This is a genomic window from Streptomyces sp. NPDC006544 (genome assembly GCF_040611715.1).
Lineage (GTDB): Bacteria > Actinomycetota > Actinomycetes > Streptomycetales > Streptomycetaceae > Streptomyces.
In genome coordinates this window covers 93,659-100,755 of sequence record NZ_JBEXOV010000017.1, presented here as the reverse complement: position 1 = coordinate 100,755, position 7,097 = coordinate 93,659, and the positions used below count along the sequence as shown (strand labels likewise).

Annotated in this window: 6 protein-coding genes and 1 pseudogene; all 7 read right to left on the bottom strand. The window is 71.5% G+C overall.

What is annotated here, in order from left to right; all coding sequences use genetic code 11:
- Window positions 1–86: 86 nt before the first annotated feature.
- Window positions 87–308: pseudogene (locus ABZY44_RS11445) on the bottom strand (fatty acid--CoA ligase); the annotation flags it as partial.
- 227 nt (window positions 309–535) lie between these two features.
- A complete protein-coding gene (locus tag ABZY44_RS11440; RefSeq protein WP_356652374.1) occupies window positions 536–1,069 on the bottom strand; it encodes a SigE family RNA polymerase sigma factor in 534 nt (177 codons plus the stop codon).
- Window positions 1,070–1,214: 145 nt separating this feature from the next.
- Window positions 1,215–2,381 (bottom strand): lipid-transfer protein, encoded by a 1,167-nt coding sequence (locus ABZY44_RS11435; RefSeq protein ID WP_356652372.1) that lies wholly within the window; start codon window positions 2,379–2,381, stop codon window positions 1,215–1,217.
- Window positions 2,378–2,776 carry a MaoC family dehydratase gene (locus ABZY44_RS11430; protein ID WP_356652370.1) on the bottom strand — a complete coding sequence of 133 codons (399 nt, stop codon included), beginning with the start codon at window positions 2,774–2,776 and terminating at the stop codon, window positions 2,378–2,380. The genes ABZY44_RS11435 and ABZY44_RS11430 overlap by 4 nt, the downstream gene beginning before the upstream one ends.
- Window positions 2,773–3,921, bottom strand: a complete 1,149-nt coding sequence (locus tag ABZY44_RS11425; protein ID WP_356652368.1) for an acyl-CoA dehydrogenase family protein — start codon at window positions 3,919–3,921, stop codon at window positions 2,773–2,775. The genes ABZY44_RS11430 and ABZY44_RS11425 overlap by 4 nt, the downstream gene beginning before the upstream one ends.
- Entirely contained in the window at window positions 3,921–5,054 is a 1,134-nt protein-coding gene (locus ABZY44_RS11420; RefSeq protein WP_356652366.1) for a bifunctional MaoC family dehydratase N-terminal/OB-fold nucleic acid binding domain-containing protein, read from the bottom strand. The genes ABZY44_RS11425 and ABZY44_RS11420 overlap by 1 nt, the downstream gene beginning before the upstream one ends.
- A complete protein-coding gene (locus ABZY44_RS11415) occupies window positions 5,051–6,208 on the bottom strand; it encodes an acyl-CoA dehydrogenase family protein (RefSeq protein ID WP_356652364.1) in 1,158 nt (385 codons plus the stop codon). Before ABZY44_RS11415 ends, ABZY44_RS11420 begins: the two co-directional genes overlap by 4 nt.
- Window positions 6,209–7,097: the final 889 nt, after the last annotated feature.

Sequence of the window (7,097 nt, the reverse complement as noted above, 5' to 3'; positions counted from 1 at the left end):
CCGGCACCTTCTCAGGTGTCGGGGCCGCTTGCTGCCGCAGTGCTTCGCGTTTCCGCAGGTCAGGCCACGAGTGTTTTGGACGTGGTGTTGCACATGAGGGTCGCGACCCGGTCGTCCTGCTGGACTCCGAGCTCGTCGCGCAGGGCGTTGGCCAGGCGGGTGGCGCGGATCCCGATCTCGGCGAAGCTGCGGCGATGCGGCTCGGCCTCCCCGGTCCAGGTCGTGACCTGGGACTTCCCGTGGATCGTCATCCCGTGCTGGAGTATGCGGGTGACGAGGAGTGGTACGTCCTGCATCGTGCTCAGCAAAGCGTCCTCCCGGTGAGCGCTGCGGCGCTACGGCGGCTACGGATGCTGCCGATTCTGCGCACGTACCGGTCGGCATGTCACTACCCAGCGGTAGAAACGCCGCGTTGTTTCACGTGAAACACCCGACGAGCGGGTGCCGGACGGGGCGCTGTTTCACGTGAAACATCGCCGTCGCGGATGCGGAGGGGATGCGGAGGGATGCGGAGGGGATGCGGAGGGGGCTTGTCTCAGCGGACCGGGAGAAGTTCCGGGTCCTCGCGGAGCTTGCCCAGCGCCCGGGAGACCGCGCTCTTGACCGTGCCCACGGAAACCCCGAGCAGCTCGGCGGTCTGGGCCTCGCTCATGTCTTCGTAATACCGCAGGACGACCATGGCCCGCTGCCGGTCGGGCAGCCGGGTCACCGCACGCCACATCGCGTCGCGCAGCGCCTGTGCCTCCGCGGGGTCCCCGGCCGGCGGTTCCCCGGGCTCGGGAAGCTCGTCGCAGGCGTACTCGTCGATCTTGCGCTTGCGCCACTGGCTGGTGCGCGTGTTGACCAGGGCGCGGCGCACGTAGCCGTCCAGGGCCCGGTGGTCCTCGATGCGGTCCCAGGCGACATACGTCTTGGCGAGCGCGGTCTGCAGGAGGTCCTCGGCGTCGCAGGGGTTGGCGGTGAGCGAGCGCGCGGTCCGCATCAGGCCCGTGCCGCGGGTCCGGACGTACGCCGAGAACGACGGGTACGGCGTCGGGTTCGAGGCGAGCGTGCACACAGGCGTGGTCATGCATCCACGCTAGGAGCGCGAGCGTCACGAGGAATCGGCCGGAAGTGCCGAAGCCGGGTCCGCCTCAGGTTGTAGGGGTGGGGTCTGCCCCACCTCCTGAAGGTGGAGGAGGCGGGGCCCTCCCTCGAGCGGTGGTGGCGGGGGATCAGCCGTCCGCGCCGAGGATCAGGCCGGAGGTGGGCACCCCGGTACCGGCCGTGACCAGGGTGTGCGTGGCGCCCGCGACCTGGTTGACGGAGGTGCCGCGGAGCTGGCGCACGGCCTCGGCGATGCCGTTCATACCGTGCAGGTACGCCTCTCCGAGCTGCCCGCCGTGGGTGTTGAGCGGCAGTGCGTCCGCGGCCACGAAATCGGCGGCCTCCCCCGGCCCGCAGAAGCCGAACTCCTCGAGCTGCATCAGCACGAAAGGGGTGAAGTGGTCGTAGAGGATGCCGACGTCGATGTCCGAGGGGCGCAGCCCGCTGGTCCGCCACAGCTGGCGGGCCACCACGTCCATCTCGGGCAGCCCGGCCAGATCGTCCCGGTAGAAGGAGGTCATCCCTTCCTGGCGGCGGCCGGCGCCCTGGGCGGCGGCCGTGATCACGGCAGGTTTCTGCCGGAGGTCGCGTGCCCGTTCGGCGGTGGTGACGACGAGGGCCTGACCGCCGTCCGTCTCCTGGCAGCAGTCGAGCAGCCGCAGCGGCTCGACGATCCAGCGGGAGGCGGCGTGGTCGGCGAGGGTGATGGGCTTGCCGTGGAAGTAGGCGGCCGGGTTGTTCGCGGCGTGCCGGCGGTCGGTGACCGCGACATGGCCGAAGGCCTCCGGGGTCAGGCCGTATGCGTGCAGGTAGCGCTGGGCGGTCATCGCCACCCAGGAGGCCGGGGTGAGCAGCCCCCAGGGCAGCGACCAGCCGAGCGCCGCCCCCTCCGCGGAGGGTTCGCGCTGCTGGACACCGGAGCCGAAGCGGCGGCCGGACCGCTCGTTGAAGGCGCGGTAGCAGACCACGACCTCCGCGACCCCGGTGGCGACGGCGAGGGCGGCCTGCTGCACGGTGGCGCACGCGGCGCCGCCGCCGTAGTGGATGCGGGAGAAGAAGGACAGCTCTCCGATGCCGGCCGCCTGGGCCACGGTGATCTCGGGACTGGTGTCCATCGTGAAGGTGACCATGCCGTCCACGTCGGCGGGAGTGAGCCCGGCGTCGTCGAGGGCCGCGTGCACGGCCTCGACGGCCAGTTTGAGCTCGCTGCGGCCGGAGTCCTTGGAGAACTCGGTCGCGCCGATGCCGGCGATGGCGGCGCGGCCGCCGAGTCCGTCGCGGTTGCGGACGCTCATCGCGCGCCTCCCTGGACGGGAAGGGTGACCGTGACGGTGCCCGTGACGTGGTGGCCGATGCCGTTGGCCCCGACGACCCGGATCTCGACGGTGTCCCCGTCCCGGGCGGTGACGGTACCGGTGAGGGTCATCGTGTCCCCGGGGTAGTTGGGGGCGCCGAGCCGGATGGCGACCTTGCGCAGCACGGCGGCCGGGCCCAGGTGGTCGGTGACGTACCGGCCGACCAGACCGTTGGTCGTCAGGATGTTCATGAAGATGTCCGGAGAGCCCTTCTCCCGTGCGAGCGCCGCGTCGTGGTGCACGTCCTGGTAGTCGCGGGAGGCGATCGCGCCCGCGACGATCAGCGTGCGGGTGACCGGTATCTCCAGCGGCGGCAGTGTGTCGCCGATGTTCATGCGGCATCCCCCTCGGGTGCTTCGGGCTCTCCGGGCTCTTCGGGCGCTTCAGCTACTTCACGTGCTTCAGGTGCCTCGTCGGGCTCGGTGCCGGGCTGTGCGCCGGACGGGCCTTCGGACCCTCCTTCGGCCAGGAGCGCACCCAGCTCGGCCAGCAGCTCGCTGCCGCACCCCAGGTACGCGTCGAGCTGGCGGCCCCACAGGAAGTGCCGGTGGACGGGGTGGTCGAGGTCGGCTCCCATCCCTCCGTGCAGGTGCTGGCCCGCGTGGACGACCCGCTTGCCCGCCTCCGAGGCCCACCAGGCCGCGGTCAGCGCGTGGTGCCCGGCCGGGAGCCCCTCGTCGACGCGCCAGGCCGCCTCGTACGCGGTGACCCGGATCGCCTCGGTGTCCATGTACGCGTCGGCCGCGCGCAGCATGACCCCCTGGTTCGTGGACAGCGGCCGGCCGAACTGCTCGCGGGTGGAGGTGTACTCCACCGCACGGGCCAGCGAACCCGCGCAGACGCCCGCCTGGAGTCCGGCGAAGGCGGTGCGGGCCACGGCCAGCACGTCCGCGTAGGCGCCCTCCCCGCCGATGCGTTCCGCTGCCGCCCCGGTCAGGGTCAGGCTCGCGGCCGACCAGGGCGCGGTGGTCTCCACCGCCGAGGTGCGCACCCCGGGCGCGTCGGTCCGTACGAGCCACAGGGCCCCGGCCTCGTCCGGGACCAGGACGTGCGTGGCCTCGCGCAGCCACGGCACGGCGGGGGCGGTGCCAGTGAGCAGACCGTCCTGCGACGCAGTGATCCGGCCGCGCCGGGGGAAGGCGCCGGTGGCCACCGCGTCGCCGGATCCCAGGGCGGGCAGCAGCCGGGCGCGCTGAGCGGCACTGCCGTGCCGGGTCAGGGCAAGGACCCCGTAGACGCAGGTGGCGGCGTACGGGACCTGGGCGGTGGCGCGGCCCTGTTCCTCCAGCAGGAGCACCAGGCCGAGCAGGCCGACGTCCTCGACGGCTGCGGTCAGTCCGGCGGCGGTGAGGGCCTTCCACAGCTCGGCGTCGCTGCCGGTGCCGGCGGCCGCGAGGCGGTCGTGGGTGGCGAGGTCGCCGAAGATCTGGGCGGCGAGTCCGGCCGCGGCGGCCTGCTCCTCGGTGGGGCGGAAGTCCATCAGGCCTCGCTCCCCCGGAAGACGGGCAGTTCCAGTTCCTCGTCCACGCGCAGGAACTCCAGCCGCACGGGCAGACCGATGCGGACCTTGTCGTGGGGGACCCCGGTGATGTTGCTGACCATGCGGACCCCCTCGTCGAGTTCGACGAGTGCGACGGCGTAGGGCGGATCGAAGGCCGGGAAGGGCGGATGGTGCATGACCACGTAGCTGAACACCGTGCCGGAGCCGCAGGCCTCGACCGAGTCCCAGTCCGGGCTCGCGCAGGCATTGCAGCCGGGGAGCCACGGGAAGCGGAGCGTGGCGCAGGCGGTGCAGCGCTGGATCAGCAGCTTGTGGTCGCGGACGCCGTCCCAGAAGCCCTGGTTGTCGCGGTTGATCACGGGGCGGGGGCGCCTGGCGGGGTTCCTCGGTGCGGCCTGCTGTTCGTCTTGTCGCGCGACCGGGGCGTCTGGGTGGGCGGCTTGGTGGGCGGCCGGGCGCGGGGCTTGTTCGGCGGCTCGTCGTGCGGCCGGCTTCGCCGCAGGTGCGTACTTGAGGATCCGGAAGCGGTGCGTCCCGGCGAGCTCACCGTTCGCGCGGACGTCCATGCGGGTGGTCACGAAGTGGCCGGTGCCCAGCTTGGTGGTCTTGCGCGCGGACACCGACTCGATGACGGCGTCGAAGGTGATCACGTCCCCGGGGCGCAGCGGCCGCAGGTACTCCTGCTCGCAGTCGGTCGCGACCACGGCGGTGCAGCCCGCGCCGTCGAGCAGTGCGAAGAGCTCATCGTAGGCCGAGGAGCGGTCGCTGTGGCCGGAGAGCCCGCCCATCGTCCAGGCCTGGAGCATCGTGGGCGGGGCGATCGCGTCCGGCCCGGTGTAGGCGGGGCCGGCGTCACCCATGGCCTCGCACCAGTGGCGGATCATCGGCTCGTTGACCGCGTCCTTGCCCTGCCCCCCGGTAGCGGCGGGCTGTCCCTCGAAGGCCCTCAGCAGCGCGTCGAAGCTGGCTGCCGAGGCTTCTGCGGTCGTGGTGGTGGCGGTCGTGACTTCTGCGGTCGTGGCGGTCGCGGTCGTGGCTGCGGTCGTGGTCGTGGGCGCGTCGGTCGTGCCGGTCCGGGCGCTTGGGGGGCTATCGGCCCTCTTGGCGGTCATCTCTTCCTCCCCTTCATGCCGAGCCGCATCATCGCGACGATCTCCCGTTGCACCTCGCTGACGCCGCCGCCGAAGGTGTTGATCTGGGCGGCCCGGTTCATCCGCTCCAGTTCGCCGCCCTCGAAGGCCTGCGGCCCGGGGCCCCGTACGAGGGCCTCCTCACCCACCACCTCCTGGCAGATCCGGTACACCTCGACGGTGGACTCGGTACCCAAGAACTTCACGCCGCTCGCGTCGCCGGGGGCCAGGGAGCCGGCGCCGACGTCCTGGACCAGGCGCCAGTTGAGGAGGCGTACGGCGGCGAGGCGCGCATGGGCCTCGGCGAGTCGGGACTGCACCCACGGCCGGTCGGCCGGGCGATCGCCGGTGACCGGGTCGGGGGTGCGCACGTGGTCGAGCGCGGCCTCGTAGAAATCCTCGGCCTGCATGCCGATGGCGGCGAGGGCCACGCGCTCGTGGTTGAGCTGGTTGGTGATCAGTCCCCAGCCGCCGTGCTCGGGCCCGACGAGGTTGCCGACGGGCACGCGGATGGAGTCGTAGTACGTGGCGGTCGTGGTCAGGCCGCCGACCGTGTCGATCGGCGTCCAGGTGAAACCGGGATCATCGGTGGGCACCAGGATGATGGAGATGCCCTTGTGCTTGGGAGCCTCCGGGTCGGTGCGGCAGGCGAGCCAGATCCAGTCGGCGTTCTGGGCGTTGGACGTGAAGATCTTCTGTCCGTCGATCACCCATTCCCCGGCGTGCCGCACGGCCCTGGTGCGGAGCGAAGCGAGGTCGGTGCCGGCCTCGGGCTCCGAGTAGCCGATGGCGAAGACGAGTTCACCCGTGAGGATCCGGGGGAGGAAGTAGTCCTTCTGCTCCTGCGTCCCGTACTTCATCAAGGTCGGGCCCACGGTGTTGAGGGTGACCATGGAGACGGGAGCACCGGCCCGGTAGGCCTCGTCGAAGAACACGAACTGCTCGTCGGGGCCGCGCCCCCGGCCTCCGTACTCGAGGGGCCAGCCGAGGCCGAGGAGCCCGTCGGCGCCGATGCGGCGCAGTAGTGCGCGCTGCTCGGCGGGGTCTTGGGGCACCCCGTCCGGCAGCAGGTCTCCGAAGTACGCACGCAGTTCGGCGCGGAGCCGCAACTGGCCTTCGGTCGGGGCGAGGTGCACGGCGCTGGCCTCCCGGCATCACATCATCGAGTGAACCTGACTGTCCGTCAGATTCCAGGTGGATGTCAAGGCCGGGGGCGGGGACGCGGGCGGTACGGATGCTTGCCATGCCTTTGCCAGTGGGTCTGTGCACCAGACCAGTTGGCCGACTGTCTCGGTGGTTCCGTGCTGTGCGGCGTCGCGCCACCGGACTTGCCCCGGCGAACTACCCCGGCGCCTGCGATTCCCCCGCAAGCACGACCAACACCGGATCAGCCCCCTGCGCGCCCCGTCCTTCCAGGCCAGCGCCCTGAGAGGCCTCGAAACTTCTGCCGCATTGAAGGAGAAACGTTTTTGCTAATCTGCCCGGCACAGGACATGCCAAAAGGGGCCGCCCCGTCCGGGAACCCACCGTCTCCCGGGCCTGCGGCCCTGCCATCCCAAGCTGCGCGCCCCCGGCTCCCGCCGGGGCAATCCCACCGTGCCCCGCTCCGGGGCACGCTCGCGGCGCGATCCACGGTTTCGGCCTGCTCACACCGACCGACCGGGCTCGAGCGCCTGCTGTCGTACGCGTTCGTAGTGCGCGCTTCGCGCTGTGTGCTGTGTGCTGTGCGACCTGACCTGCGTCGTACGTCCTGCGTCGTCGCCTCGTGCGTCGTAGCGTCCTACGTCGTGGCGCCTTACAGGCCGTGCTGTACCCGTGTGGCGTATGAGCACTGCATGCTGCGTGCGCTGCACACTGCCGCGCTCCGGGTCATGCGGCTGTCCGCGTCCGACCCGTGGGCCGGTCCCACTACGCCATGCCCTGCTCGTTCGGTCCTGCTCGTTCGGCCCTGCTCGTTCGGTCCTGCTCGTTCGGTCCTGCTCGTCCGGTCCTGCTCGTCCGGCTCTGATCGTCCGGCTCTGATCG